Genomic DNA, 23603 nt, shown 5'->3' with positions numbered 1-23603 from the left:
TATGTTTCGTTGGTTTGAACAACGTCTAAAGCCATTTCCAGATGGTAACCCCGAACAACCGCCAAAAACCTTGGTAGCCTTCTGTTTGTATTACAGCAAGGGCGCGTGGCCGTTCATATTTGTGGCTGGGTTCTTAATGATGCTGATTGCATTAACCGAGGTATGGCTATTCAGCTTTATCGGCAACATTGTTGATTGGTTAGCTGAGCAAAATCGAGAAACGTTTGTGCAGGAGCAGTTCTGGGGGCTTACCGGAATGGCTGCGGTTGTTCTTATTGGTTTGCCACTTTTAGTTATTTTTCACTCTCTCATTACCTATCAAAGCTTGTTAGGTAATTATCCGATGCGAATTCGCTGGTTGGTGCACAAATATCTGCTGAATCAATCGGTGACGTTCTACCAGGATGAGTTTGCTGGTCGTATTGCAACGAAGGTGATGCAAACAGCTCTGGCGGTGCGCGAGTGCGTCATCAAGTTATTTGACGTGCTGAATTATGTGACCGTTTATTTTATCGGTACTGTGGTGATCATTGGTGCAGCTGACTGGCGTTTAGCATTACCGCTGATAGCTTGGTTAGGTCTCTATTTGGTGTTACTACGTTACTTTGTGCCTCGGTTGGGTAAAGTCGCAGCCGATCAAGCGGATGCACGTTCCATTATGACCGGGCGCATTGTCGATAGCTACACCAACATTCAAACCGTTAAATTGTTTTCTCATGCCCAACGCGAACTCACATTCGCGAAAGAGGGCATGAGCGATTTTCTTGGCACGGTGCATCGGCAAATGCGCCTTGTTACAAAACTCTACACTTGTCTATACCTGTTAAATTCCCTATTGCTGTTTAGTGTTGGATTCCTGGCGATTTATCTTTGGGTAGAAAGCTTAATTACCGTGGGCGCAATTGCCGTGGCGTTGAGCTTGGTGTTGCGTTTGTGGGGGATGAGCCAGTGGATTATGTGGGAAATTTCATCGTTGTTTGAAAATATCGGTACGGTTCAGGATGGCATCAAAACCGTTTCGGTACCGCAAGATATTCAAGATAAACCAAATGCAAAACCACTCACGGTTCACCACGGCGATATTCATTTCGACCATCTTAATTTTTATTACAGTGAAGACAAGCCTGTACTACGTGACCTCGATCTCGCCATTAAAGCCGGTGAAAAAATTGGCTTAGTAGGCCGTTCAGGTGCCGGCAAATCAACGTTGGTTAACTTATTGCTGCGTTTTTATGAGGTTAAAAATGGGCGTATTACCATTGATGACCAAGATATTTCATCGGTCACTCAAGAAAGCTTGCGCCAGCATATTGGCATGGTGACGCAGGATACCTCGTTGTTACATCGATCGGTACGAGGGAATATTGCCTACGGACGCCCTGATGCAACACAAGATATGATTGAGCAAGCGGCGCATCGAGCGGAAGCGGATTTATTTATTGCGGACCTCGAAGATTCTCAGGGGCGACGTGGTTATGACGCGCACGTTGGTGAGCGTGGCGTGAAGTTATCCGGCGGTCAGCGCCAGCGTATTGCGATTGCTCGGGTCATGTTAAAAGATGCGCCAATTTTAATTCTAGATGAGGCGACATCGGCACTCGATTCCGAAGTGGAAGCGGCGATACAAGAAAATCTGTATCGCTTAATGGAAGGTAAAACCGTTATCGCGATTGCGCACCGTTTATCGACCATTGCTGCTATGGATCGATTAGTAGTGATGGATGAGGGAAGAATTGTAGAGCAAGGGAGCCACGAAGAGTTACTGGCTCATGGCGGTTTGTATGCGCAGTTATGGGCGCGTCAATCGGGCGGTTTTCTTCCAGATTAATTAAAACCAAAATTTATTTTGTATTTGAGGGAATAAACACACTGCTTCATTCGTTTTATAGGTAAGCGACTATTTAATTAGGAACTCATATGTCTGAACGCTTGGCGCTGCTTAAACCATTGATAGCCGATGCTATGACACATGCCATGGCTATCCAGCAATGCGAGCAGCGTGCTGCCGATAGTGTGCAACAGGTGTTAGAAGTAGCGTTGACGGTTACCGATATGCCAACTGATAAACACCAGTTGAAAGCTTGGCTTTTGCGCGCCGTTCATAATGCGGCGATTGACGTCATTCGGCGTCAGCGCAAAGAACAAGGCTTAGGGGGCGAAGATTATGAGCAGCAAGCGCCAACCATGATTGAGCCTGAACACCAGTTCGAAACTTGGCAGACCCAACAAATGGTAAGAATGGCGCTTCAGAAGTTACCGATTGAACAGCGCGAAATTATTGTCTTACGTGAAATTAATGGCTGTAGCTATGCCGATATAACCCAAATTATGCAGCTTGAACAAGGTACCGTTATGTCGCGGTTACATCGCGCCCGGCTAGCTTTAAAACAGGTGTTAGAGACGTTGCAACGAGGTGAAAAATGAGTGGTTTAACATGCGAACAGGCAGCAACGCTAATTTCTGGTTTCATGGATAATGAATTGACGCAACAGCAGCAGCAACAATTGCATCATCACCTAGCCGAGTGTGCGGGGTGTCAGAGCGAATTAAAAGAGTTACAAGGTATGCGAGAGCAACTGCGCAATGCGATACCGAAATTTGATGATGGGCAACTGCTGGCGAAATTCGACAAGGATAAGCCGAGTCGATGGGCGTTCATCGCGGGATGGGTTCTTGTATTAACCACGTTGTCTTTGCTCGCGATATATGGAATTTTTAGCTATTGGTCGGATGAATCGATACCGATGGCACTCAAACTCGTCACTAGCAGTTTAGGGCTTGGGTTTTTACTCTTGTTTGGAGCAGTGGCACGCCAACGATGGATTGCCGCTAAGAATGATCGGTACAAGAAGGTACAATTATGAAACACGTGCGAGTTGTGAGTAGTGACCATATTGCTGGGTTTAAAATTACCGAGCATCTGGGTTTAGTACGCGGGAATACCATTCGAGCGCGTCATCTTGGTCGAGATATTTTGGCTGCTTTTAGAAATATTGTTGGTGGTGAAATTCATGATTACACCAAACTGCTTGGCGAGAGCCGCGAACAGGCTTTAGATAGAATGGTCGATGAAGCTCGAACACTAGGCGCCGACGCAGTGATTGATGTGCGTTTCAGTACTTCAATGCTTGCGCATGGTGCAGCAGAATTATTAGCCTATGGTACTGCGGTTAAGTTAACTCAAGCGAAATCATAAAGTTAAAAATACAGACCAAAATTTACACTGGCTTTACCGTAAATTTACGGTGCAAATAGCAAGTTTTGCTTAGACTCAATGCTGCATTGAGGGCAAAATTGCCATTTTCTTATTTGATTGTAAATTAGGTGGAAATAGCCATGCGCAAATTATTGTTGCTTCTTATCTTCGGCGGCGTTGCGTTTCAGTACTATAACCGCGACCAACAGATCGATATTACCCCTAACGTAAACTTAAATGATTGGGCGGTAAAATTAACGCAGTTATCCACTAATAATAAGAAAGAGTCAGAACGGTTGGTTTGTCCAAATGACCATTATGTTAGTGTGAATTACGACTTATCTGAAGCGACTTGCCGCCAACGCACGCAATTATAAATCTTCGTTAGAAATACCGGAATCAAGCGTTGTAAATCGACCGCTTCTCAGGTTAAATGAAGGCTATTCAAAATAATAATTACAATGTAGTTAGCTAAATAGACAGCGGTTCAATGCTTAAAATATTCTCTCGTTTTCGTTCAGTATGGATGGCGGAACTCGTTCGCCGCCATGAATTACAAAATGGCTTTCAACGCGCCGATGCCATCGAACAACAAGCTCGCCAGTTACCAACAATGGAACAGCGGGTGTTCAAGCGTGCCGAATTATTAGCAGCACGACTTGGGCTTGTGCATCAATTACGGGTGTGGGACCACTTTCGACGACTCATCGCAATTCTTCTCAGCGTATTTGCCATTGTTGGTGCCGTTGCCATTGTGCGTGGCACATTAAGTGTTACACAGCCTATCTCGCTAAGTTACGCCTTAATGATGTTATTGGGTTTACACATCATTTTATTTTTACTCTGGTGCTTTTCTCTGATTATTAAAGATAGCTTTGGCTGGGTGGGGCGTGTGTCACTGTGGGCACTAGAACACATTGGACAGCGCCAGTATAACCAGCAGTTCAATAATACCTTGCTCACCATAGCCAACCAGTACGGACTAACAAAGCCAGCTGGTTCGGCGTTAACCCACGGCTATTGGACGCTGTTCATGTTAGCGGTGTGGTTTGTCTTGTTTTTTCACTTAAGCACCAGTGCGTATGTATTTACTTGGGCAACTACTATCTGGCCTGCTGAAACCCTGCAAACATGGGTAAGTGTAATCGGTTTAATTCCGACCTTGTTTGGTGTTGATGCGCCGTCGGTTGCGGCACTGTGGGACAAACCCAGTGAGAGTGCTCAGCTTGAAGCGGGTCGTTGGTTGCTCAGCTGCGTTATCATTTATGGTGTTGCCTGGCGATTCCTATTTTTGATTGGCTCTATTATTGTTTTGATTGGGCGCATTCGAAAAATGACCATTGATTTAACCTTGCCGGGTTACGCACCAATTATTCGGAAATTAACGATATCGGCAGCAACCGAGTTGGTTGATGCGGATAGCGATGTTTCGGGGATTGACAACGCGCAGTGGCGCACGCCAAAACCGGGCCAAGGTGAACTAGTGATCAGTCTCGATCATGAAGCCGACTCAGCTTGGTTGAAGCAACATCAGAAAGAAAGTTGGTATGCAGGTGTGATTGCTAGAAGTGAAGACAAGCAGCGGCTGTTGGCGCGTTTAGATGAACATCCGGTTGCTCGCTTAACAGTGCGGTTGAATGCTCGATTAACTCCAGACCGAGCGGCGATGCGATTTTTAACATTGCTTCAGCAATATTGTTTGAATGTTGAAGCGCTGTTAGTCGTGCCAGATAAAACTGACGAGAGACGTATTGTGCATTGGCAAGATTGCTTAACCGAGGAGGGCGTAACATGGAAACAGTAAACGCACTCATGCTCGCCGTAGTTGGACACACAAATACCGGTAAAACCTCGTTAATGCGAACTTTGTTGCATGATAGCCAATTCGGCGAGGTTGATTCGCGTCCAAGTACAACTCGTGAAGTGACCAGCATCGATGTTGATGCGGATGGCCAATTATTACTGCGCTTATTTGATACGCCGGGGTTAGAAGCCGGTTCTGATTTGTACGAACACTTGGTAAAGAGCGAATCAAACTTTCGCCACGATGGTCCAGCACAAGTTCGTCACTTTCTAAACACCATGGCGGCAGCACAACAATTCGAACAAGAATCGAAGGTATTGCGCCAGTTATTGAAATGTCATGCAGCGTTATATGTCATTGATGTACGTGATCCGGTATTACCGAAGTATCAAGACGAACTGAGTGTTCTTGCGCGTTGTGGCAAGCCGATACTGCCAATTTTGAACTTCACGGCACAAAAACCAAATAATGTGAACGAATGGAAGCTGGCTCTTACCAAAGTTAATCTGCATGCGCATATTGAATTCGATGCGGTGAGTCCTCCAGAAGGGGGCGAAGCTATCTTGTTTAATCGGCTTAGTGCGATAGTGCCTGGCTTTCAGCAGCAACTTGAACAACTCGCTGAATATCGCACGCAGCAGCGGGCGCATCGTTTAAATACGGGGTTAACTCAAATAGCCGAACTACTTGTTGATGTGGCCGCATTTCACGAGCAAGTCAACGCTGATTTTGGTGATGCGCAACTTAAGCCAATCGTTGAGCAAATGCAGAATTTAGTAAAACGACGCGAGCGTAATTGTGTCACTGAAATGTTAGCGCTTTATGCGTTTCGTTTAGAACATGTTCGCTTACAACAGCTTCGTTTGACTGATGGTACATGGAAAGACGACCTGTTTGAGTTAGAAACACTGAAAGAGTTTGGAATTAAAACCAGTGTGGGTGTTGGCAGTGGTGCGGCGATTGGTGCCGGTATTGATTTGATGGTTGGCGGGATGAGTTTAGGTACTGGTACAGCTCTAGGCGCTGCTATTGGCGGTATTTGGCAGGGCTGGAACCATTACGGAAAAAAACTGCTTGGTCACTTCAAAGGTGAGCGTGAGTTGATTGTCGATGATGAGATTCTAAAACTGCTTACACTGCGGCAAATGAATTTATTACAGCAATTAGCAACACGTGGCCACGGTTCACAAGATTTATTGCTAGTAACGCAGTCTTCGAAATTGCGCGAACAATTTCTGCGGGCATTGTCAGGACGTTTAAAATTAGCACGTCGACACCCGCAATGGTCGAGTTTGAATCAGCGCAGTTTTGTGCGCGACGCACAACGTCAAGAGTGTGTGCGTGATGTGACCGAACTTTGTCGCGGTTTTTGGAGCCAGGCGAATTAGCCGTTGTGGGTAACCTCTTACCTACATTTAGCTGAGTAATTGTTTTACAAAGTTAGCTATACTAAGACCAATTAAAGGATGTAACGCAGTCATTCAAAAACCAGCCTAAGGATATGCGGTGCGACAAACTGCTACAGACATTTCAGGAAAATATCGAACGCTTATTCGCAAAGTCGTATGGGGTATTTTGCTGACTGGTGTCGTTGCAAGTTTAATGACATTTCTTCCACTGTCTTATTATATTTCTCAATCACAAGACCGAACCGGTTTAGCCTATGCCTCAGCGCAGGCGATGTCGGTGCAAAAACAGCTTCAACATTATCAATCAATTGCCAAACAGTTTGCCAGTCGAACCCAAATTAGAAAGGCTCTAATTGCCTACACCGCAGGTGAGATAGATTCAGCACAAGTTAAACAAGAAACACGTGTGCGTATTACTGATGCGGCGGCGTTTATTCCGAATTTAGTTGTTGGTATTCGAATGACTAATACTGGCGAAGTGATTGCCCAGTATAGTGGTCCGGCGAGGAATTCTTTTGCCACTGAATTAAGTTTTGACCCGCAGCAATTAAGACCCTACGGTTTGCATTACGTGACCTTAGCGGACAATCTTTTTATTTCTGCAGCGGCACCAATAGCCGATGATAACAACCGCACAATTGGTATCGATATCTTGTTGTTTGGACCCACCGAGATCATTGATATTTTGCGTGAATTAAACACATTCGGAAACGGTACTAATTTTCGTTTGGTGAATTCTCGTGAGCGGTTGTACATCGAATTTGATCAAACTTCGAATCAATTAAAGCAACGTGAATTCGGCACTAACGAGAATTTCTATATAGCTGCCTACGGCAATGCTCCGTTTGTATATCGGGATACATCAAAAGAAGACACTCGATTACACTATTTTATTCCATTTCAAGATTCAGCGTGGGGCTTAGTCGTCATTCATGCGCAAGCAAATTTATTTGAAGCTTTATTTACCGAGTTTGTCTCGATCGCGTTGGTTATATTCTTGACGGTAGCAATTGGCACTTGGTTGCTGCATAAATATTCGCAGCCGATTATTCGCGCTCAGTTAACACAACACAGATTATTACATGAATCGAATCGCAAGTTAAAACTCGCCAATACAGTTTTTGAGCGAGCTCAGGAAGCCATTGTGATTACTGATAAAGCGCTGGTTATTTTACGCGCAAACAAAGCATTTGCGCAGCTGTTTGATGTTGAAGTGGACAAGGTTAAAAGCACCTGTTTATTGACGTTTATCGACGACAATCGAATGACTGATGATATCCAACGTCAGGTTAGACGTCACATTCAAAAAAATGATAGCTGGCAGGGTGAGGTTTGGTACAAAAAGCCGAGTGGCGATGTTTTTCCTGCATTACAAACCATAACGCCTGTGCGGAATAATCATGACGATGCGTTGCAGCTCATTCATATTTTTAACGATATCTCTGCCGAAAAACACGACCAAGAGCGGATGCAACAACTGGCGTTAACCGATACGCTCACACATCTCCCTAATCGTTTTGCTGTGCTTCAGCATCTTGATGATGCCATCAAACGAACGCACCAGTCGAATCAATCCTGTGCGCTTTTATTTTTTGATTTGGATTTCTTTAAACCAGTCAATGACTCATACGGACATGATGTTGGTGATGCGCTGTTGCAAGCGATTGGTCCGCGCGTTCGAGAATGTCTGCGTTCTTCAGATATTGTCGGGCGTTTGGGTGGTGATGAGTTCGTTATTTTAATTGAGACTATTCAACAACGAAGCGATATCGAGAAAATTGCTTCTGACGTTATTGAGGCGCTGCAAAAGCCATTTCGTGTTGGTACGCTGACATTACAGATTGGTGCGTCGATGGGGGTCGCGTTATACCCCGAACATGCTGATACCCCGAAACAGTTGTTGAAGATTGCTGATGCTGCCATGTATCAAGCAAAAGAGAGCGGTCGCAATCAATACCATTTCGCAGAGTAATAGAATTTATTGGTCGGCGTGACTGGATTTGAACCAGCGACCCCTGACACCCCATGACAGTGCGCTACCAAGCTGCGCTACACGCCGACCGAGCTGGCTATATTACCGATAACCACTGAATTGGCAAGAGGCTAGGGCATCAACTGATGCTTTATTGCTCAATAGGGTTTGGTTGTTGCTCTTGACTGAAGCGTTTCAATTTCCGAATACCATCAACTAAAACTGGTGTTGCAGGAGAAACTCCTGGTAATAATTTGTGCTCAACATTATCAAACGTACGAATAGTTGCATCGGCCTTAATAATTGATGTCATTTCTTCATCGTAAACAACAAGGTCATGGCCGAAACTTGTCATGACAGGCAAGCGACGTTGTTCTTCGGTTAAATCAATGCCAATAGAATACGCATCGGCTTCATCAACACAATTAATGTAACGCGCTAGTACGGTTGGCATGATGTCGGTAAGTAACACTAACGGCTGTGATTTTAACGATAGCCCCTCAGTGTAGAGCAACGGCACTTGCATGGCTGAAATAGACTGCGCCTCTTTTTGTTCCGGCTGTTGTGGTTGTATACCTAGTATCACCACTTCTGTGTGTTGATCGAGCTGTCGACGTAGAACACGTTTCATTTCTGGTGTCATAGTGTCTGCTGCAGCAATACCAATATACGCCGACGGCTCAGGTAAGTTAAAAGCGCTAAACGCGTCAAGTGCGGCCGGTAATGACGACGATTGCAATTGATTTTGTAACGTCACTTCAACCCGATAATCGCGTAACGTAGAAAAATAGACTGGTTGTTTGTTTGCGTGCTGAATTGGTGCTTGATAAAGATCAGGCAGTGCATAGATGAGTTCAAACAGACCGCTGGTGCTATCACGATGGCCAAGAACTGAGCTTTCATATGCTTTTAATTCTGGAAACTCTTGTAACAACGTTTTTAAGGTAGCTGCGTCAAGTTGGTTTAGCGCAATCACCAATGTATTTGGTGCATCAGGTACACGCGCGCACTGCAGTGGGCGGCTCGGATATGCCAATTTAATTGCTGTACCTTGACGAATAAGATTTTCAGTCGCCTCAAGGCGTTGTTCAACAAGCAATCCGTGTTTGCTCATGAGCGTTTTTGCTGTAGTGGGATAACTCAACGGAAACATGTCATCTTGCTTGGTAATAGGGGTGTAGAACACCGCATCAGCCCAGATATGAATGCTATGACTGGTTAAAAAGCACAATACGAAAACGGCGCTGAACGCATTGCCCCAATGTTTCTGTTGTAATTGGTCAAGCCTTTTCCACGCAATATTGGCCAGGCCAAGTTCGAAAATAAGCAGCACCACAAAAATGAGTAGCATACCTATTAGAATGAGAAAGCTTGCCCCTGCGAATACTGTTTCAGCGTCAGTTGCCAACTGCGATAACGAGTAGGTATTTAAATGATAGCCATATTGTCTATAGAACAGCGCATCAGCGACCAGCGCTATCAGCCCAAACGAGGCGACTAAAGTGGCGATACCACGCAAAATTCGGGTATATGGAATGAGAAGACAGAACGGAAAAATAAGAATAATAAAAACAATGAACGGCAAAAATGCAAAGTGTCCCAGCCAACTCATGATCAGATAAAGAACGCCTAGCGCACTTCCTGGCGCTTCGGTGGCTTCAATATAGAGTGTGCCAATTGCGAGCACGAGTAGGATATTGAAAAACGTAAACCAGTGGCCCCAGCTAATTAATCGAGCAATTTTATCGCGACGTTGTTTACGTTGTTTCATGCGGTGACTAAACCTTTATGCTTGTTTTTGCATCGATTGTAGCAGTACTTTGCCAAATTGTTCAGCAACCTTGTACGCATCTTCGGATTTATAGCTAGCATTGATAATATTTGAAACGGCGTTACCAAGCGTCATGAGAGCTAAATCGGTTGGCGCTTTATGTTGATTCAAGACATCAATTACCGCATCAAGCAGCTGTTGTTGGGTTTTTACATCGTATTTCGAAACAATCGGCATGGTTTTAAATCTCAACATGTTAAACTAGCGCACATAGTATCACAGGGAATCACAGAGGACACCGAGATAACATGCAAGCTGATGTGAAACATAGCATTATCCATCAATTCTATACCAACGACGGGCAGATTGGTCTGCGAATTGCTCCAGCAACTCTGGCTATTAATGACGAAGTTGGTCTGTTATTGAGTGAGCTAACGGAAGTTTATAACGCGAAACCAAGTAAAGGCTATGCGCGCTTTATTGATCCCGTCAACGATGATGCGGAAGAACATCAGATAAGTGAGTTCCCGGATAAATTGAAAGCTTGGCGAAGTGGCGATGATGAGTTTATTGGTTTTTCTCAACAAGCAGCAAAGATTCTTCATCAACAGCTACAGCACTATGGCATTTTGGAAGATGGTTTTTTGGTTATCGCCAGCTATACCGAGTTAGGACAAGATTATTTAGTTGTCGCTTTTTTGCCAAGCAAAGATGGTGTCACTATAGCGCCTGATTTATCGGTGGACCGTTCATCGCAACTTGATATCAATAAAGTTCAATTAGCCGCCACCATTAATCTTACTGAATGGCAGGAAGAACCGGAGTCAGCCACCTATATTTCATTTATTAAGGGCCGAGTTGGACGTAAAGTATCTGATTTCTTCTTGGACTTTTTGGGGTGTGCAGAAGGTTTGAATGCGAAGAAGCAGTCACAACATTTAGTTGAGAGCTTGCACGATTATGTGAAAGCGGCGGAGTTACCGACGGAGCAGGCGAATACATTGCGTAAATCGGTATACGACATCTGCGACAGTTCATGGAAAAGTAATGAGCCGGTGCGAGTCAAAGATTTATCTGAACAGTTACAACAAGCCGTGCCGACTGAGCGAAGCTTTGCTGACTTCACTGCTGAGCAATCACAACCGTTACCAGAAGAGATTCGAGCGGATAGAGGTACGTTGCGTAAACTCGTGAAGTTTCAAGGGCAGGGTGGTGGCTTGAGTGTCGGTTTTGACCAAGAGCTACTTGGTGCTCGGGTTGAATATGATCCACACACCGATAAATTGACGATTCACGGCACGCCGCCGAACCTGCGTGATCAATTACGCCGCTATTTCGGTATTGATAGTTAAGTCAGCGCCAATATAAACGAAAAACGCCGACTTTAAAGTCGGCGTTTTATATGGTGCGTGTGGCGTCTTACTTACTACCTTGCACCGGAATAATGTTGGTTGCATGAAGACCTTTAGGCCCTTCCTCGAGTTGAAACTCAACGTCTTGTCCAGCCTTCAGCGTGCGATAGCCTTCCATATCAATTGTTGAGTAATGTGCAAAAATATCGCCTTCGCGATCTTCTGCCTCGATAAAGCCAAAACCTTTGGAATTATTGAACCATTTCACTTTACCGGTTGCCATACTTCTACATCCTTTATTCTGCATTTAAAATTTAGTTATTGTTAGAATGGTTGCTAACGAAACGACGTGTTTGACACACTTGAAATGTTGCTTTGTTAACACCATGTTTTACTCTAGGTGAGTTCTGGTGATAGTCAAGCCGTTTTTTGATTGTTTTGTGAACAAACTTAGTCTCATGGTGGGTATTTTTCACCGAACTTACAAATTTTTAAGCCATTTGCGCAAATAGCTACTATATATAAAGAAAGGGTCATCCATGGGTATGGCAGATCATCACCAACAAGGCAGCGAAAGGGTTGCTGAAAAGCAAAAGCTACAGCCGCCCCCAATGTACAAGGTGATATTAAATAATGACGACTACACCCCAATGGATTTTGTCGTTGAGGTTTTAATTAAGTTTTTTCGGATGGATCAAGAGCGGGCAACTGACACCATGTTGACCATCCATTATAAAGGACGCGCCATTTGTGGCGTCTATTCTGCAGAAATCGCAGAAACCAAAGTAGTACAAGTGAACCAGTACGCCCGCGAGCATCAGCATCCGTTGTTATGCTCGATGGAAAAAGCCTGAGGCTTGCAAGCTGTGCACTGAGCCTTTTAAGGAGTAGCTCATGTTAAATAAAGCGCTAGAAATTACGTTAAATGATGCGTTTCGGTTAGCCCGAGATCATCGTCATGAATTAATGACGGTGGAGCATCTCCTGTTAGCGTTGCTGGATAATCCAGAGGCAGCGCAAGCGTTACGCGCTTGTGGGCTTGAGTTCACGCAGTTAAAGCAAGAATTATTGAGCTATGTTGATCGTAGTACACCGAGTTTTGATGATGAAAGTGCTGACACCGATACGCAGCCAACGCTTGGGTTTCAACGCGTATTACAGCGCGCGGTTTTCCACGTTCAGTCATCAGGTAACAGCGAAGTAACCGGCGCCAACGTGCTGGTCGCAATTTTCGGCGAGCAAGAGTCACACGCTGTCTATTTATTAAATAAGCACGATATTACACGACTTGATGTGGTTCATTATTTGTCACATGGGATGACTAAAATTGATGATGAGTCGTCGCAAACTGATAGTAGTGATGCCGAGACCATTGAAGCGCAAACCGAAGAACAACAGAGTTTCTTAAAGCGTTTTTGTACCAATCTCAATGCACGAGCACGTGAAGGCAAAATCGACCCATTAATTGGGCGTGATTTTGAACTCGAGCGCTGCATTCAAGTGCTATGTCGTCGCCGTAAAAATAACCCATTGTTAGTTGGTGAGGCGGGTGTGGGTAAAACGGCGATTGCCGAGGGCTTAGCGCACCGAATCGTTACCGACGATGTGCCAGAGGTCATGCAAAACGCGGTTATTTATTCATTGGATATGGGCGGCTTATTAGCTGGTACGAAGTACCGAGGCGACTTCGAGAAGCGCTTTAAGCAATTATTAAAAGAGCTTGCAGAACAACCTGACGCCATCTTGTTTATTGATGAAATTCACACCATTATCGGTGCAGGTGCGGCAAGTGGTGGGGTGTTAGATGCTTCTAACTTATTGAAGCCGTTGTTGAGCAGCGGTGAACTGAAGTGTATCGGCTCAACCACATACACCGAATATAAGAATATTTTTGAAAAAGATCGTGCATTGGTGCGCCGTTTTCAGAAGATTGATGTGGCGGAACCATCAGTTGACGACACCACGCGAATTCTTCAGGGCTTAAAAGAGCGCTACGAAGAACATCATGGCATTCGATATACCCAGCCGGCTATTCGTGCCGCGGCGGAGTTGTCAGCGCGCTATATCAACGAGCGTCATTTGCCAGATAAAGCGATTGATGTGCTGGATGAAGCGGGCGCTAGTCAGCGTCTACTGCCGCCATCGAAGCGCAAGAAAACCATCGGCGTGCAAGATATTGAAAGCATTATTGCGAAAATCGCACGCATTCCAGAGCAGTCTGTATCACGCAGTGATCAGCAGATTTTGAAAAAACTCGATCGCAATTTGAAGCTGGTGGTGTTTGGGCAAGATCAAGCGATTGATCAACTCACTGCCGCAATTCGATTATCACGCTCAGGCTTAGGTCAAGAACACAAGCCAATCGGTTCATTTTTGTTCGCCGGCCCAACGGGTGTTGGTAAAACTGAGATAACTCAACAGCTTGCAAAAGTATTGGGAATCGAATTTGTTCGCTTTGATATGTCGGAATACATGGAGCGTCATGCCGTGAGCCGCTTAATTGGCGCACCGCCAGGTTATGTCGGATTTGAACAAGGTGGCTTGCTGACAGACGCCGTAATCAAACACCCACATTGCGTATTGCTATTAGATGAAATTGAGAAAGCGCATAGCGACATTTATAACATTCTGTTGCAAGTGATGGATCACGGAACTTTGACCGACAATAACGGCCGTAAAGCGGATTTCCGTAATGTGATTGTGGTAATGACAACCAATGCCGGCGTGCAAGAAACAGTGCGTCAATCCATTGGTTTTCAGCAGCAAGACCATGCGCCAGATGCGATGGCCGAAATTAACCGAACATTCTCACCAGAGTTTCGCAATCGATTAGATGGCATAGTCTGGTTTAATCACTTGAATCAAGAAGTGATAGAGCAGGTGGTTGATAAGTTTATCTGTGAGCTACAAGCACAATTGGATAAAAAGCATGTGTCACTTGAACTTGAACCAGCTGCAATTCGTTGGTTAGCGGAAAAAGGCTACGACAAAGCGATGGGGGCTCGTCCAATGGCGCGTGTCATTCAAGAACACTTGAAAAAACCATTAGCGAACGAAATTTTGTTCGGTAAGCTTGCACATGGTGGTGCGGTCAACGTGTCTGTTGCTAAAGGCCAGTTGGAACTTAAAATTGAAGAGCGGGAGGCGCGCGGTTCAACCACTGATTGAACCGCGAGTGGCCTGAATTAACGGGCGCGGAAGACGATACGGCCTTTCGTTAGGTCATATGGAGTAAGCTGCACCGTGACAGTGTCACCGGTTAAAATGCGAATGTAGTGTTTACGCATTTTGCCAGAGATATGAGCGGTCACCACGTGGCCGTTTTCTAGCTCAACACGAAACATTGTATTCGGCAGGGTTTCTAATACCGTGCCTTGCATTTCAATACTGTCTTCTTTTGCCATTCAAGTCCTCGATAAATTTTCTAATGATGCGATGAACTCGCAAATTTTATTAAGTTGCTAACGTAGATAAGGCTTACGCCGCGAAAAGTGGCAGAATTTTAGCCGTTTTTCATGACAATTGCCACTGCTTATCGTGATTGTTCAAGCTTTTAAGCACGTTGGTGTCCAGAAATTTGTACGCAATGTATTCTTTTGTGTGTGTAATTTGTGCAGATACTGCTGTCGCGAAATATCGTGAGCACCAAGGCTTGCCGTATGCTCGTTACGAATTTGAGCATCGATTAATTCGCCGCCGGCATCGAAAAATTCTTGCGCAAAAATTAACAGGGCAGCTTTACTGGCGTTGGTTTGAGTGTGAAACATACTCTCGGCGCAGAAAATATTTCCAACACCAATACCATATAACCCACCAACTAACTGACTATCGTGCCAGACTTCTACCGAATGAGCGTGCCCCAATTGATGAAGTACATTATAAGCGGCCTGCATTTCTGGGTGTATCCATACGCCGCGATTTGCTTGTTCATGAACATCGGCACAGGCTTTTATAACTTCGTTAAAGGCATTGTTCAAAGTCACCTGGAAATCGGTGTGTTTCAAAAAGCGTTTCATTGAACGACTGACGTGAAGGCTTTCGGCAGTAAATATGGTACGCGGGTTGGGGCTCCACCACAAAATAGGGTCTTCAGAGCTGTACCAAGGGAAAATACCATGGTTATAGGCTTCGATAAGGCGTTCTGGAGATAAATCGCCGCCGAACGCGAGCAAACCATCAGGTTCGCGTAAAGCGAACTCTGGCGATGGAAACCAGACCGAATCGGTCGTCAGTTCAAATAACACCAGAGTTCTCTCTATGAACCAAATTCTGAACCAAGGCGATTAAGCTTTGGTTAAACCATCAAGGTAACGTTCTGCATCAAGTGCTGCCATACAACCAGTACCTGCAGAGGTAATTGCTTGGCGATAGATATGATCCATTACGTCGCCGGCAGCGAACACACCAGGAACGCTTGTGGCGGTTGCATTGCCGTGTAAACCTGATTTCACGACAATATAGCCATCGTGCATTTCAAGCTGTTCCGCAAAAATCCCCGTGTTTGGCTGATGACCAATAGCAATAAAGCAACCCATCACGTCAAGTTCTGAGAACGCGCCATCTTGCGTATCTTTGATGCGAACACCAGTTACGCCAGCATCGTCGCCCAACACTTCGTCTAGTGTTTTGTTGAGATGCAAGGTAACGTTGCCGTTGGTCGCTTTGTCCATCAAACGATCAACCAAGATCTTCTCAGCACGGAAGCTATCACGGCGATGAATGACGTGAACTTCACTGGCAATATTGGCTAAATAAAGCGCTTCTTCAACGGCGGTGTTACCACCGCCAACTACAGCAACTTTCTGATTACGATAGAAGAAACCGTCACAGGTTGCACAAGCAGAAACACCGCGACCCATAAAGGCTTCTTCCGAAGGTAATCCAAGATATTTTGCTGAAGCACCGGTTGCAATAATCACAGCATCGGCAGTGTATTCGCCAGAGTCACCGAATAACTTTAATGGCTTGCTAGAGAAATCCACGCGATTGATATGATCAAAAATCATTTCAGTATTAAATTTTTCTGCGTGCTGCTGCATACGAACCATCAAATCAGGGCCGGTGAGACCTTCTGGGTCACCTGGCCAGTTTTCTACTTCAGTGGTGGTGGTCAACTGACCGCCTTGCTGCATGCCTGTCACTAACACAGGATTTAAGTTTGCGCGTGCCGCATACACAGCTGCAGTGTAACCCGCTGGACCTGAGCCGAGGATCAGCAGGCGGCAATGTTTGGCTTCAGCCATAAGTATGGTACTCCGTTGTTCTTTATTTTTTGGCTAGATACTTGTCACTATGGGGGTCGATTGTAGGCATTACAAGTCTTTGAAACAAGAGACCCGCGGTGGAAATCCACTGCGGGTCTTGTCAAGCTATCGCTCCGGCACAATCGCCAAAAGCAGTTTAGGCTTTAATCGCTTCCGCTGGATCTTGATAATCAAGGCCAAGCTGCGCTCCTAAATCGTCATGAACCGCTTTATAGGTGATTTTACCTTTGTGCATGTTCAAGCCATTTAATAGGTGCGGGTCATCAGCCATCGCTTTCAAACCTTTGTTTGCTAACGCCAAGCCAAACGGCAAGGTTGCGTTGTTTAATGCAATCGTTGAGGTACGCGCAACACCACCAGGCATGTTTGCTACACAGTAGTGAATGACATCTTCAACGACGTAGGTTGGATCTTGGTGCGTGGTCGCTTTCGATGTTTCGAAGCAGCCACCTTGGTCAATTGCAACGTCAACGACAACAGAACCTGGTTTCATGTTCTGTAAGTGTTCGCGAGTTAACAATTTCGGCGCTGCTGCACCTGGAATAAGTACCGCACCGATAACCAAATCAGCTTCGCGAGAGAACACATCGATAGCGTCTACGGTTGAGTAGATGGTTTTTACACGACCACCGAAGATATCGTCTAATTGACGCAAACGGGGCAATGAACGGTCAAGAATGGTCACATCGGCGCCCATACCTACAGCCATTTTCGCTGCCTGAGTACCAACCACGCCACCACCGATGACGAGAACTTTTGCAGGAGCAACGCCAGGTACGCCACCCAACAAGGTGCCGCTACCGCCGTTTGCTTTTTCTAAGTTGTGCGCACCGGCTTGAATTGACATACGACCAGCTACTTCACTCATTGGCGCTAACAATGGCAAACCACCGTTACGGTCAGTGACGGTTTCGTAGGCAATGGCAGTGACGCCAGCTTTTGCTAACAATTCAGTTTGAACTGGGTCTGGTGCAAGATGCAGGTAAGTATAAAGAATTTGACCTTCACGCAGTTGTTCGCACTCGTGTGGCTGCGGCTCTTTTACTTTAATAATCATTTCGGCTTTGGTGAAAATTTCTTTCGCGTCAGCAACGATTGTCGCACCAGCTTGTTCATAGTCTTCGTTGGTGAAACCAATTGCTAAACCGCCGTTTTGCTCAACCATCACTTGATGACCATGGGCAACATATTCGCGAACTGCCGCAGGGGTTAATCCAATACGATACTCGTGGTTTTTAATTTCTTTAGGTACACCAATCAGCATGGTTGTGCTTCTCCGATAATAACTTGTCGTTGAGTTTGATTCATAGCTTCATGATAGCTACTTATTTCGGCGGCAATTATAGATGATTAGATAGGTGTGTTTCGTACTTTTTTTATGGCATTTTATAGGCTATAAATAGTTATAGAATACATAAAATAGAGAAAAACAATGTTTAATGCCGAAGAACCAGTGGAAATAACTATCGATAGAATTGATCGGAAGATTCTACGAATTCTGCAAGACGATGGCCGCATCAGCAATGTTAATCTTGCACAGCGCGTTGGTCTTAGCCCGACCGCTTGTAATGAGCGTGTGCGTAAGCTGGAACGAGAAGGGGTGATTGACAGTTATCATGCGCGTATCAATCCCGCTAAACTTGGGGCTAACCTAATGGTGTTTGTTGAAATAACACTCACGCGTACATCATCTGATGCCTTTGCTGAGTTCAGTGAGGCGGTGCGAAAAACACCTGAAATACTTGAATGCCATTTAGTAGCCGGTGATTTCGATTTCTTAATTAAGGCGCGTGTGCCTGACATGCCGGCCTACCGTAAGTTGTTAGGCGAAACCATTTTAACCATGCCGGGTGTCAACGAATCACGCACTTATGTCGTGATGGAAGAAGTAAAAGACGATAATAAAGTGCTGATTAAAGGTTAAGAAAAGGCAGGATAAATTGCTGTATAACGTGGTCAAGCAAGTTACAATAGCTTCAATAAAAATATCAAAATCATAAGAATATGAAGCTCAGAACAAAAGGACGACAGAACCCTATGGCAAGTCAAGCAATGAGCTGGAGTAGTGTATGAGCGGTGTGCAACGCGTTTTAGAAGTTGGGCTCTTGCTCTGCGGTGCGTTCGCTATCTTTCTATTTTTAGCATTAGCGAGCTTTAATCCAGCAGACCCAAGTTGGTCACAAACAGCCTACGAAGGAAGTATTCATAATGCTGCCGGCGCTATTGGCGCTTGGTTCGCTGATGCGTTGCTGTTTGCCTTTGGTTTTGTTGCCTACTTAATTCCGTTCGGGTTGGCTTCTCTCGGCTATATGATGTTTCGTCAGCCGCATAAATTACTCGAGCTCGATTATTTAGCCGTTGGCCTGCGTTTAATTGGTTTAGTACTCACCTTGGTAGGGGCTTCAGCGCTGGCTGCGCTCAACTTTAGCGATATTTATTCGTTTTCGGCCGGCGGTGTGGTTGGCGACGTAATCAGTTCGTCATTACTGCCGTACTTCAATCTGATTGGCACAACGCTGTTGTTATTAACCTTTTTGTGCACTGGGTTAACGCTAGTCACGGGTATTTCTTGGATTTGGTTAGCAGATAAGCTGGGCGAGGTCACCATTACCGGAACGCTTGGTCTTATTGGTATAACCAAAAAACTGCTGAACAAAGCTCGAAATTACGAGCGCCCAGTAAAAGCTGACAAATCGAAGGCTCCTGAGAAATTATCGCCGAGCCAAAAGACATTGCCGGCAACGACAATTCGGCAGGAACCTGAACTCGATTTGGATATGACATTATCGGCGCTAGACGATGACGAACCATTTCTTGACGAACAAAATGCAGATGACTTTAAAGCAGCCAAAGAAGTCCCGAAAAAAGCTGACGACGCTCGCTTTAAACCAAAACCTAAGAAGCCCGCAGCTGTTGATGACACAACAACCGACGACGATGGTGGCGATGCGCCAGTTTTAAGCGTCGATCCGTTGCCATCGATTGAGTTGCTTGATCGGCCAAATAAAACCGGTAACCCGTTAACGCCAGAAGAATTACAGCAAATTAGTCAAACTGTTGAAGCGGTATTGCAAGATTTCGGGGTTGAAGTGAAGGTTGCTAACGTGCAGCCGGGGCCAGTAATTACGCGTTTTGAACTTGATTTGGCGCCAGGTGTAAAGGTTTCAAAAATTTCTAACCTCGATAAAGATATAGCGCGTTCGCTAAGTGCCATATCGGTGCGGGTGGTGGAAGTGATTCCCGGCAAATCATATGTTGGCTTGGAATTACCGAATAAGTCGCGAGAGACCGTTTTCTTTAGTGAAGTCATAGCTTGTGATGCATTCCAACAGAGCCAATCGCCATTAACTATGGTGCTTGGTAAGGGCATTTCAGGTGCACCAGTGGTCGTTGACCTTGCCAAAATGCCGCATTTGTTGGTAGCAGGTACCACCGGCTCAGGTAAATCAGTCGGTGTGAACGTGATGATTCTCAGCTTGCTCTATAAGAGTTCACCTGAGGATGTTCGCTTGATTATGATTGACCCGAAAATGCTTGAGCTTTCAGTATACGAGGGCATTCCGCACTTGCTGACAGAAGTTGTTACCGACATGAAAGATGCCGCGAACGCGCTGCGTTGGTGTGTTGGTGAAATGGAACGTCGTTACAAACTCATGTCAGCCCTTGGTGTACGTAACCTGAAAGGCTATAACCAAAAGGTTCAGGAAGCGAAGGACGCTGGTGAACCGTTGCGCGACCCTATTTGGAAGCCGGGTGATTCAATGGATGAATTGCCACCGTATTTGGAGAAGTTGCCAAGTATTGTGGTGGTCATTGACGAATTTGCTGACATGATGATGATTGTCGGTAAGAAAGTTGAAGAGCTTATTGCGCGTATCGCACAAAAGGCTCGAGCGGCGGGAATCCATTTGATTTTGGCAACGCAACGACCATCTGTCGACGTGATTACTGGCTTGATAAAGGCCAATATTCCAACGCGTATTGCGTTTCAAGTACAATCAAAAATTGATTCGCGCACGATTCTTGATCAGCCAGGTGCGGATCAGTTGTTGGGGCAGGGTGATATGCTGTATCTGCCGCCAGGTAGCGGTGTTCCTACGCGGGTACATGGTGCTTTTGTGGATGACCATGAAGTTCACGCCGTGGTTGCCGATTGGAAAAAACGCGGTAAGCCAAACTATCTGGATGAAATTCTCAACGGCAGTTTAGACGAAGACAACTTATTGCCTGGCGAACAACTTGATCTCGGCGATGAAGATAGTGACCCGCTTTACGATGAAGCGGTTGCATTTGTGACTGAAACGCGACGTGTTTCGGTTTCAAGTGTGCAGCGAAAATTCAGAATTGGTTACAATCGTGCAGCGCGTATTGTGGAACAAATGGAGGCGACAGGTGTCGTTAGTAGTGCCGGAAATAACGGCCAACGCGAAGTTCTCGCCCCGCGCCCACCGCGCGATTAATTTAAAGTGGTAACGGACAAAATTATGAACGTATTTAAGAAAGTTTCGAAGGTCTTTGTAGGCTCTATTGCCGGTACGCTATTGAGCGCAGGTTTGGTTTTCCCTGCAATAGGTTCAGAAGCAGACCGTCAAGCGTTGCTGACGCGTCTTGATGGTTTAACAACCCTAGAAGCTGACTTTTCGCAGGAAGTGACCGATGTGAATGGTGAGTTGGTTCAACAATTACATGGCCATATGGCGTTAGCTCGCCCGAATTTATTGCATTGGCAAACCGATGCACCAGATGAGACCTTGATGGTCGCAGATGGTCAGAATCTTTGGTATTACAATCCATTTGTTGAGCAGGTGACGGTGTATGCACAAGCTGATGCTGTAGCACAGAGCCCGTTGTTGCTTTTACTAAATGGTGACAGCCAAGCGTGGGCTGACTACGAAGTCAAAGCAGAAGCTAATAGTTACGCCTTGCAGCCATTGCCAAGTGCCGATAGCACGCAGAGTTTGCAACTGGTGTTTAATGAACAAGGCAATGCTGCGCAGTTGCAACGTATTATCCTTGATGATGGTCAAGGACAAATTAGTACGATTGAACTTGATAACGTGCAGTTAAACCGTGCGTTAAGCCGTGATTTATTCAAATTTGAGGTGCCGGAAGGCATTGACGTGGATGACCAACGCTAACGGTCGTTTAGACTTAGAGCCTGATTTTAGGCCGCTAGCTGCAAGAATGCGGCCACGGCGGCTTGATGAATACATTGGGCAGTCGCATCTTTTAGCCCCTGGTAAGCCGCTTTATGAAGCGATCAACCGGGGGCTTTTGCATTCCATGATTCTGTGGGGGCCACCAGGTACAGGGAAAACAACCTTAGCCGAGATGGTGGCGCATAGTGCCGAAGCGACACTCGATAGAATTAGTGCGGTGACAGCCGGTGTCAAAGACATTCGAGCAGCGATTGATACGGCGAAACAACGTGCTCAGTCACAACAGCGGCGCACCGTATTGTTTGTGGATGAAGTGCATCGTTTTAATAAAAGCCAACAAGACGCATTTTTGCCGCATATCGAAGATGGCACCATTATCTTTGTCGGCGCAACCACTGAAAATCCAGCGTTCGAGCTGAACAACGCTTTGTTATCACGTACTCGGGTTTATCGCTTAAAGCATCTCGATGACGCCGATATTGAACACGTGCTTCGCCAAGCTCTTGAAGATACGGAACGCGGCCTTGGAGAGCGGCGCTTGCAGGTTGCCGATGATGCGTTCAACTATTTGATTTATGCGGCGGCTGGTGATGCGCGACGCGCGCTAAATTTTCTTGAGATATGCGCTGATGCAGCTGTTAGTAATCAGATAAAGTTAGAACTTGTTCAAGAGGCAGTTGGTAGCCGCCAAGCAGTGTTTGATAAACAAGGCGATGCCTATTATGAATTGCTCTCAGCATTGCACAAATCAGTGCGAGGCTCATCTCCTGATGGTGCGTTGTATTGGTATGCGCGCATCTTACAAGGTGGTGGCGATCCACTCATTGTCGCACGGCGAGTATTAGCCATTGCATCAGAAGATATTGGCAATGCTGATCCGCGCGCCATACAGCTTGCTTTGAACGCATGGGATACCTTTACGCGTGTTGGACCCGCTGAAGGCGAACGGGCCATTGCACAGGCTTTAATCTTTTGTGCGATGGCGCCGAAAAGTAACGCTGTTTATAACGCTTTTAATCAAGCGAAAAAACTGGCTGAGCAATATCCAGATTTACCAGTGCCGAAACACCTAACCAATGCGCCAACAACGCTTCATAAAGCCGAAGGCTATGGCGTCGACTATCGATATGCCCATGATTACCCACATGCTTTTGTTGCCGGCGAACGTTACTTGCCGAGTGCGATTGCAGAGATACAGTTGTATCAGCCGAATGATCGCGGGTTAGAAAAACAACTACAAGAAAAACTTAATTGGATGAACCTGCAGCATCAAACAAGTTCATGGCAGCGGGGCGAAGATGATTAATTTTATGTGGGTAGCTTTAGGTGGAGCCATTGGCGCTATGGGGCGATATGGTATGGGATTATGGCTAATTAATCTCAGCAAATTATTTCCTTTCGCCACACTAATCGTTAACATAACAGGCTCGTTTTTACTGGCTCTTTTATTCGCTTGGCAAATTCAACAAGAAGGCGCGAACCAACAGCTGTGGTTGCTATTTGGCGTTGGGGTTTTAGGTGCCTTTACGACATTTTCGACGTTTTCGCTTGATGTCGTACTGATGGTGCAACAAGGCGACTGGTTAAAGGCCATTTTGTACGCACTTTTGAATACTTTTGGATGCATTGCTGCGGTGCTGTTAGCGCTGTGGTTAAAGTCATAACTTTTGATTTGG

General features: G+C 45.6%; 23 protein-coding genes and 1 tRNA gene. 16 read left to right on the top strand and 8 right to left on the bottom strand.

What is annotated here, in order from left to right; genetic code table 11:
- Position 1 precedes the first annotated feature (1 nt).
- From D3795_RS03310 to D3795_RS03275, 8 genes are all read left to right on the top strand, one after another.
- Positions 2-1828, top strand: coding sequence for an ABC transporter ATP-binding protein (locus D3795_RS03310; protein WP_156266214.1), 1827 nt, complete (start codon positions 2-4; stop codon positions 1826-1828).
- Between the two features lie 89 nt (positions 1829-1917).
- Complete coding sequence (locus D3795_RS03305) at positions 1918-2424, top strand: RNA polymerase sigma factor (RefSeq protein WP_156266212.1); 507 nt, start codon at positions 1918-1920, stop codon at positions 2422-2424.
- Positions 2425-2468: 44 nt separating this feature from the next.
- Positions 2469-2864 carry an anti-sigma factor gene (locus tag D3795_RS03300; RefSeq protein WP_375294523.1) on the top strand — a complete coding sequence of 132 codons (396 nt, stop codon included), beginning with the start codon at positions 2469-2471 and terminating at the stop codon, positions 2862-2864.
- Positions 2861-3196 (top strand): YbjQ family protein, encoded by a 336-nt coding sequence (locus D3795_RS03295; RefSeq protein ID WP_126758769.1) that lies wholly within the window; start codon positions 2861-2863, stop codon positions 3194-3196. Before D3795_RS03300 ends, D3795_RS03295 begins: the two co-directional genes overlap by 4 nt.
- 140 nt (positions 3197-3336) lie before the next feature.
- Positions 3337-3573, top strand: a complete 237-nt coding sequence (locus tag D3795_RS03290) for a hypothetical protein (RefSeq protein ID WP_156266208.1) — start codon at positions 3337-3339, stop codon at positions 3571-3573.
- Between the two features lie 149 nt (positions 3574-3722).
- Positions 3723-5000 (top strand): DUF2868 domain-containing protein, encoded by a 1278-nt coding sequence (locus D3795_RS03285; protein ID WP_173020978.1) that lies wholly within the window; start codon positions 3723-3725, stop codon positions 4998-5000.
- Positions 4988-6388, top strand: coding sequence for a DUF3482 domain-containing protein (locus tag D3795_RS03280; RefSeq protein WP_156266204.1), 1401 nt, complete (start codon positions 4988-4990; stop codon positions 6386-6388). The genes D3795_RS03285 and D3795_RS03280 overlap by 13 nt, the downstream gene beginning before the upstream one ends.
- A gap of 118 nt (positions 6389-6506) precedes the next feature.
- A complete protein-coding gene (locus tag D3795_RS03275; RefSeq protein ID WP_156266202.1) occupies positions 6507-8381 on the top strand; it encodes a diguanylate cyclase domain-containing protein in 1875 nt (624 codons plus the stop codon).
- A 10-nt stretch (positions 8382-8391) separates the two neighbouring features.
- Here D3795_RS03275 and D3795_RS03270 read toward each other — a convergent pair.
- The 3 genes from D3795_RS03270 to D3795_RS03260 all read right to left on the bottom strand — a co-directional run bounded on the left by D3795_RS03270 (position 8392) and on the right by D3795_RS03260 (position 10407).
- Positions 8392-8468 (bottom strand) — tRNA-Pro (locus D3795_RS03270).
- Positions 8469-8532: 64 nt separating this feature from the next.
- A complete protein-coding gene (locus D3795_RS03265; protein WP_156266200.1) occupies positions 8533-10152 on the bottom strand; it encodes a DUF3413 domain-containing protein in 1620 nt (539 codons plus the stop codon).
- 15 nt (positions 10153-10167) lie between these two features.
- The gene (locus D3795_RS03260; RefSeq protein WP_310942385.1) at positions 10168-10407 is read right to left on the bottom strand and encodes a YejL family protein; all 240 of its coding nucleotides are present in this window, start codon (positions 10405-10407) and stop codon (positions 10168-10170) included.
- Positions 10408-10460: 53 nt separating this feature from the next.
- On the opposite strand from D3795_RS03260, the gene yejK reads away from it, so the two are divergent.
- The gene (yejK, locus tag D3795_RS03255) at positions 10461-11504 is read left to right on the top strand and encodes a nucleoid-associated protein YejK (RefSeq protein ID WP_156266198.1); all 1044 of its coding nucleotides are present in this window, start codon (positions 10461-10463) and stop codon (positions 11502-11504) included.
- A gap of 67 nt (positions 11505-11571) precedes the next feature.
- On the opposite strand, the gene cspD is transcribed toward yejK, so the two are convergent.
- Positions 11572-11787 (bottom strand): cold shock domain-containing protein CspD, encoded by a 216-nt coding sequence (gene cspD / locus D3795_RS03250; RefSeq protein ID WP_092854897.1) that lies wholly within the window; start codon positions 11785-11787, stop codon positions 11572-11574.
- Positions 11788-12049: 262 nt separating this feature from the next.
- Here cspD and clpS point away from each other — a divergent pair, with 262 nt between their 5' ends.
- Together clpS and clpA are read left to right on the top strand one after the other, a co-directional pair.
- Positions 12050-12358 carry an ATP-dependent Clp protease adapter ClpS gene (gene clpS, locus D3795_RS03245; protein ID WP_126759360.1) on the top strand — a complete coding sequence of 103 codons (309 nt, stop codon included), beginning with the start codon at positions 12050-12052 and terminating at the stop codon, positions 12356-12358.
- 40 nt (positions 12359-12398) lie between these two features.
- Positions 12399-14672 (top strand): ATP-dependent Clp protease ATP-binding subunit ClpA, encoded by a 2274-nt coding sequence (gene clpA / locus D3795_RS03240; protein WP_156266197.1) that lies wholly within the window; start codon positions 12399-12401, stop codon positions 14670-14672.
- Between the two features lie 17 nt (positions 14673-14689).
- Here the strand turns inward: clpA and infA are convergent, their stop codons facing one another.
- From infA to ald, 4 genes are all read right to left on the bottom strand, one after another.
- Positions 14690-14908, bottom strand: coding sequence for a translation initiation factor IF-1 (gene infA / locus D3795_RS03235; protein ID WP_054487875.1), 219 nt, complete (start codon positions 14906-14908; stop codon positions 14690-14692).
- 141 nt (positions 14909-15049) lie between these two features.
- Positions 15050-15748: a leucyl/phenylalanyl-tRNA--protein transferase gene (aat, locus tag D3795_RS03230; protein WP_216648965.1), complete on the bottom strand. Its 699-nt coding sequence runs from the start codon at positions 15746-15748 to the stop codon at positions 15050-15052.
- A 39-nt stretch (positions 15749-15787) separates the two neighbouring features.
- The gene (trxB, locus tag D3795_RS03225; RefSeq protein WP_156266193.1) at positions 15788-16747 is read right to left on the bottom strand and encodes a thioredoxin-disulfide reductase; all 960 of its coding nucleotides are present in this window, start codon (positions 16745-16747) and stop codon (positions 15788-15790) included.
- Between the two features lie 157 nt (positions 16748-16904).
- Positions 16905-18032, bottom strand: coding sequence for an alanine dehydrogenase (ald, locus tag D3795_RS03220; protein WP_156266191.1), 1128 nt, complete (start codon positions 18030-18032; stop codon positions 16905-16907).
- A 168-nt stretch (positions 18033-18200) separates the two neighbouring features.
- Between ald and lrp the strand changes: the two genes are divergently transcribed.
- The 5 genes from lrp (at position 18201) to crcB (ending at position 23591) form a co-directional block, all read left to right on the top strand.
- Positions 18201-18692 (top strand): leucine-responsive transcriptional regulator Lrp, encoded by a 492-nt coding sequence (lrp, locus tag D3795_RS03215; RefSeq protein ID WP_156266189.1) that lies wholly within the window; start codon positions 18201-18203, stop codon positions 18690-18692.
- Between the two features lie 145 nt (positions 18693-18837).
- Positions 18838-21228 carry a DNA translocase FtsK gene (locus D3795_RS03210; protein WP_156266186.1) on the top strand — a complete coding sequence of 797 codons (2391 nt, stop codon included), beginning with the start codon at positions 18838-18840 and terminating at the stop codon, positions 21226-21228.
- Between the two features lie 24 nt (positions 21229-21252).
- Entirely contained in the window at positions 21253-21906 is a 654-nt protein-coding gene (lolA, locus tag D3795_RS03205; RefSeq protein WP_156266184.1) for an outer membrane lipoprotein chaperone LolA, read from the top strand.
- Entirely contained in the window at positions 21893-23233 is a 1341-nt protein-coding gene (locus D3795_RS03200) for a replication-associated recombination protein A (RefSeq protein WP_156266182.1), read from the top strand. The genes lolA and D3795_RS03200 overlap by 14 nt, the downstream gene beginning before the upstream one ends.
- Positions 23226-23591 (top strand): fluoride efflux transporter CrcB, encoded by a 366-nt coding sequence (gene crcB / locus D3795_RS03195; RefSeq protein WP_156266180.1) that lies wholly within the window; start codon positions 23226-23228, stop codon positions 23589-23591. Before D3795_RS03200 ends, crcB begins: the two co-directional genes overlap by 8 nt.
- Positions 23592-23603: the final 12 nt, after the last annotated feature.

Source organism: Pseudidiomarina andamanensis, assembly GCF_009734345.1.
Taxonomy (GTDB): Bacteria; Pseudomonadota; Gammaproteobacteria; order Enterobacterales; family Alteromonadaceae; genus Pseudidiomarina; species Pseudidiomarina andamanensis.
The sequence above is the reverse complement of the archived record's forward strand: the minus strand, read 5'-3'. Positions and strand labels throughout refer to the sequence as shown.

Coding starts and splice junctions, on each gene's coding strand:
- D3795_RS03310 (WP_156266214.1), top strand. CDS start 2: ATGTTTCGTTGGTTTGAACAACGTCTAAAGCCATTTCCAGATGGTAAC.
- D3795_RS03305 (WP_156266212.1), top strand. CDS start 1,918: ATGTCTGAACGCTTGGCGCTGCTTAAACCATTGATAGCCGATGCTATG.
- D3795_RS03300 (WP_375294523.1), top strand. CDS start 2,469: ATGGATAATGAATTGACGCAACAGCAGCAGCAACAATTGCATCATCAC.
- D3795_RS03295 (WP_126758769.1), top strand. CDS start 2,861: ATGAAACACGTGCGAGTTGTGAGTAGTGACCATATTGCTGGGTTTAAA.
- D3795_RS03290 (WP_156266208.1), top strand. CDS start 3,337: ATGCGCAAATTATTGTTGCTTCTTATCTTCGGCGGCGTTGCGTTTCAG.
- D3795_RS03285 (WP_173020978.1), top strand. CDS start 3,723: ATGGCGGAACTCGTTCGCCGCCATGAATTACAAAATGGCTTTCAACGC.
- D3795_RS03280 (WP_156266204.1), top strand. CDS start 4,988: ATGGAAACAGTAAACGCACTCATGCTCGCCGTAGTTGGACACACAAAT.
- D3795_RS03265 (WP_156266200.1), bottom strand. CDS start 10,152: ATGAAACAACGTAAACAACGTCGCGATAAAATTGCTCGATTAATTAGC.
- D3795_RS03260 (WP_310942385.1), bottom strand. CDS start 10,407: ATGTTGAGATTTAAAACCATGCCGATTGTTTCGAAATACGATGTAAAA.
- yejK (WP_156266198.1), top strand. CDS start 10,461: ATGCAAGCTGATGTGAAACATAGCATTATCCATCAATTCTATACCAAC.
- cspD (WP_092854897.1), bottom strand. CDS start 11,787: ATGGCAACCGGTAAAGTGAAATGGTTCAATAATTCCAAAGGTTTTGGC.
- clpS (WP_126759360.1), top strand. CDS start 12,050: ATGGCAGATCATCACCAACAAGGCAGCGAAAGGGTTGCTGAAAAGCAA.
- clpA (WP_156266197.1), top strand. CDS start 12,399: ATGTTAAATAAAGCGCTAGAAATTACGTTAAATGATGCGTTTCGGTTA.
- infA (WP_054487875.1), bottom strand. CDS start 14,908: ATGGCAAAAGAAGACAGTATTGAAATGCAAGGCACGGTATTAGAAACC.
- trxB (WP_156266193.1), bottom strand. CDS start 16,747: ATGGCTGAAGCCAAACATTGCCGCCTGCTGATCCTCGGCTCAGGTCCA.
- ald (WP_156266191.1), bottom strand. CDS start 18,032: ATGCTGATTGGTGTACCTAAAGAAATTAAAAACCACGAGTATCGTATT.
- lrp (WP_156266189.1), top strand. CDS start 18,201: ATGTTTAATGCCGAAGAACCAGTGGAAATAACTATCGATAGAATTGAT.
- D3795_RS03210 (WP_156266186.1), top strand. CDS start 18,838: ATGAGCGGTGTGCAACGCGTTTTAGAAGTTGGGCTCTTGCTCTGCGGT.
- lolA (WP_156266184.1), top strand. CDS start 21,253: ATGAACGTATTTAAGAAAGTTTCGAAGGTCTTTGTAGGCTCTATTGCC.
- D3795_RS03200 (WP_156266182.1), top strand. CDS start 21,893: ATGACCAACGCTAACGGTCGTTTAGACTTAGAGCCTGATTTTAGGCCG.
- crcB (WP_156266180.1), top strand. CDS start 23,226: ATGATTAATTTTATGTGGGTAGCTTTAGGTGGAGCCATTGGCGCTATG.